The organism is Stenotrophomonas sp. Sm6012 (genome assembly GCF_030985895.1).
Taxonomy (GTDB): Bacteria; Pseudomonadota; Gammaproteobacteria; order Xanthomonadales; family Xanthomonadaceae; genus Stenotrophomonas; species Stenotrophomonas forensis.
The window spans coordinates 1-3,587 of record NZ_JAPTFX010000233.1; the positions used below are offsets into that span (position 1 = coordinate 1).

Annotated in this window: 2 protein-coding genes; one reads left to right on the forward strand and one right to left on the reverse strand. The window is 67.0% G+C overall.

Annotated elements, in window-relative coordinates:
- Positions 1-81 precede the first annotated feature (81 nt).
- Positions 82-2,352, reverse strand: coding sequence for a TonB-dependent receptor (locus tag O0J73_RS21805; protein WP_197564467.1), 2,271 nt, complete (start codon positions 2,350-2,352; stop codon positions 82-84).
- Between the two features lie 159 nt (positions 2,353-2,511).
- On the opposite strand from O0J73_RS21805, the gene O0J73_RS21810 reads away from it, so the two are divergent.
- Positions 2,512-3,525 carry a TIGR00266 family protein gene (locus O0J73_RS21810; RefSeq protein ID WP_197564468.1) on the forward strand — a complete coding sequence of 338 codons (1,014 nt, stop codon included), beginning with the start codon at positions 2,512-2,514 and terminating at the stop codon, positions 3,523-3,525.
- Positions 3,526-3,587: the final 62 nt, after the last annotated feature.

Consider the following 3,587-nt stretch of genomic DNA (forward strand, 5'->3'; position numbering starts at 1 on the left):
GGCCGGCACTACCGGTAGGTGTGAAACAGACGGGCGGGCTTGGCGCGGGCCCTTCTTCAGTGCACTATCGCAACAACCGCATCAGAACTTCGCGGTGAACTCCACGCCCCAGGTACGCGGCTCGTTGAGGAAGCCGGTCAGGTTGTTGAAGTCGATCGCACCGACCACGCGGGTCTGGTTGGTCAGGTTGCGGCCGAACACGGCCACGTCGTACTGGCCGTAGTCCCAGTTGTAGCCCAGGCGCAGGCCGCCTTCCAGCGAACTACGGCCGCGGAATTCCGGCGACTCGTAGATGAAGAAGTTCACCGCGCTGCGGTAGGCCCAGTCGGTGTAGGCATACAGCTCGCTGCCATCGCTGAGCGGGAAGCCCACGCGCAGGGTCGCGTTGTGGATCCACTTCGGCGCCTGCGGCAGCGGATTGCCGTTGACAAGCGCGTAGGTCTGGCCGTTGATCACCGTGGTCGGATCGGTGATGGTGCAGCCACCGCCACAGATCGCCACCGCCAGGTTCTTGTCCTTGATCTCGGTGTCGTTGTAGCTGCTGCCGAAGGTCAGCAGGACGTTGTCGGCCAGGTAGGCCTCCAGGTCCAGCTCCACGCCCTGGCCGATGGTCTTGTTGGCGTTTAGCAGGGTGGCGGTGTTGTTGCTGCCGCCCACCGCGATCAGCTGCTGGCCATCGACGTTGTAGCGGAACACGCTCAGGCCCAGGCGCGCGCGACGCTCGAACAGGTCGGCCTTGATGCCGGCTTCATACGAGATCACCTTCTCCGAATCGGCCTGCGACAAGCCCGGGGCGAAGGCCAGGCGGCCCTGGATCGACGGCGCGCGGAAGCCCTTGGCCACGCGGGCGTAGGCATTGATGTCGTCGGTCAGCTTGTACACGCCGCTGACATCCCAGCTGACGTCGTTGACGTCGGTGTTGGCCAGGTACGGGCCACTGACCGGGGTGCCGAACGGAACGGCCTGCAGCACGCTGGCGCTGAAGTCCTTCTTGTCCTGGGTGTAGCGCACGCCGGCACGCAGCTTGAAGCGGTCGGTGACATCGAAGTCACCCGAGGCGAACACCGCCCAGGCCTTGTTGCGCTGGTTCTGCACCACGTGGCCGGTCTGCGGATTGCCCGGGGTCAGCGAGTCGTAGTTGAAGTTGTTGATGGTCACGTCTTCATCGAAGTAGAAGACGCCGGCCTGCCAGTCGAAGCGGCCCCACTCGTTGGACTCGATGCGGACTTCCTGCGTCCACTGGCGGTGGTGCGGCAGGCCGTCGGCCGACTCGGACGAGAACGGAATCAGGCCCGGGCCGTAGTTGCCGGCACCCAGGAAAGCTGCACCGTAGCCGCCGTCGATGTCGCCACGGTTGAGCGATTCGGCGGTCTCGTAACCGGTGATCGAGTGCAGGGTCACCGAGCCGAGGTTCCACTGCAGGCGCGCGCTGCCACCCCAGGTTTCCAGGTCGGAGAAGTTGACGCCGTCGTTGGCCACCTTGTCGCGGTCGAAGTTCTCGACCAGCGAATTGCCGCCCTTCTGGATGATGTTGGCGCGGAACAGGCGCGCGGTGCCGTTGAGCTTGCGCTTGTGCAGGTTGAACAGCGCTTCGAAGTCATCGCCTTCGTACAGGAACTGCACGCGGCCGGCCGCTTCGTCGTAGCCTTCGAAGCCGCTGTTGGGCGCGCCGGCGCGGGTGTTGTCGACCCAATCGTCGCGGCGCTGGTAGATCGCCGACACGCGTGCCGACCAGCGGTCGGTCAGCGGGCCGCCATAGGCGCCCTGCACGTTCCAGCTGTTGTAGCTGCCGTAGCCGACGCGGATGTAGCCATCGGCATCCTGCGACGGACGCGCCGAATCGAACTTGACCACGCCGGCCGGGGTGTTGCGGCCGAACAGCGTGCCCTGCGGGCCGCGCAGCACTTCCACGTTGGCCAGGTCAAACAGCGGGAAGCCCTTCAGCAGCGGGCTTTCCTGCACCACGTCGTCATACACCAGCGACACCGGCTGCGAGGCATTGAGGTCGAAGTCGGTGTTGCCCAGGCCGCGGATGTAGAAGCGCGGGAAGGCACGGCCGTAGGACGACTCGATGTTGAGGCTGGGCACGCGCGCGGCCAGGAAGCGGATGTCATCGCCGGCCGAGCCGAGTACATCCAGCTTCTCGCCCTGGATCGCGCTCAGTGCAACCGGTACGTCCTTGGCGTTCTCGACGCGGCGCTGCGCGGTCACCTGCAGGGCATCGAGGGCAACCGGATCCTTGGCAGCGGGGGTTTCCTGGGCGGCTGCTACCAGCGGCAGCAGGGCGGAAAGAGCGGCAACGAGGGGGCGCGCGACCGGAAATCGGCCACGGGAAGTACGGGTCGGGGACATGGCGGTAGGCTGTGTTTGGAGGGGTGGTAAAACGGCGCTACCAGATAATTGTTGCAATACAGCACCTGCCTCGCAAATGCCTGCCGTTCATGGCGCCGTCGCCCGCGCCCCGGCGCGCTCGCTAGACTCGGGGTTTTCCAGCCCCGCCGAGCCGTCGCGATGACCCATTGGTACTTCCATGCCTCCGCCCAGGCCGACCGTGTCGGCCCGCTCGATGACCCGGCCGCGCGGCGCTACGCGCAGGCCAACCCGCGCGCGCTGGCCTGGTGCCAGGGCATGAGCGGATGGACTCCCATCCCCGACGTGGCCGAGCTGCAGGTGCCGGCACCGGGCATGCCCACGACCCCGCCGCCGGTCCCCGCTGTCTCCAGCGGCCGCGCCGACGACATCGACTTCCGCATCGTCGGGCATGAAATGCAGTTCGTGGAGATCGAGCTCGACCCCGGCGAAAGCGCCATCGCCGAGGCCGGCGCGCTGATGTTCAAGGACGCCACGGTGCAGATGGATACGGTGTTCGGCGCTGCCAATGGCGACCAGGGCGGTTTCATGGGCAAGGTGATGGCCGCCGGCAAGCGCGTGCTGACCGGCGAGAGCCTGTTCGCCACCGTCTACACCCAGAGCGGCCATGGCAAGGGCAAGGTCGCCTTCGCCGCGCCCTACCCCGGCACCGTGCTGGCAATGAAGCTGGACCAGCATGGCGGCCGCCTGATCTGCCAGAAGGACAGCTTCCTGGCCGGCGCGCGCGGCGTGCAGATCGGCGTGCAGTTCCAGCGCAGGATCATGACCGGGCTGTTCGGCGGCGAGGGCTTCATCATGCAGAAGCTGGAGGGCGACGGCTGGGTGTTCATCCACGCTGGCGGCTGCGTGATCGAGCGCGAGCTGGCGGCTGGCGAGCGCCTGGACGTGGATACCGGCTGCGTGGTGGCCTACCACCCGACCGTGGACATGGATGTGCGCCGTGTCACCGGCGTCAAGAGCATGCTGTTCGGTGGCGAGGGCGTGTTCCTGGCCACGTTGACCGGCCCGGGCAAGGTCTGGCTGCAATCGCTGCCGTTCTCGCGCCTGGCCGGACGCATGTGGATGGCGGCGCCGCAGGGCGGTGGCCAGAGCCGTGGTGAGGGCTCGGTGCTCGGCGGACTGGGCCGGATGCTGGACGGCGACAACCGGTTCTGACCCGCTCGCCCGGTAGGTGCCGACCTTGGTCGGCACTGGAATCTGCGTGTGCCGACCAAGGC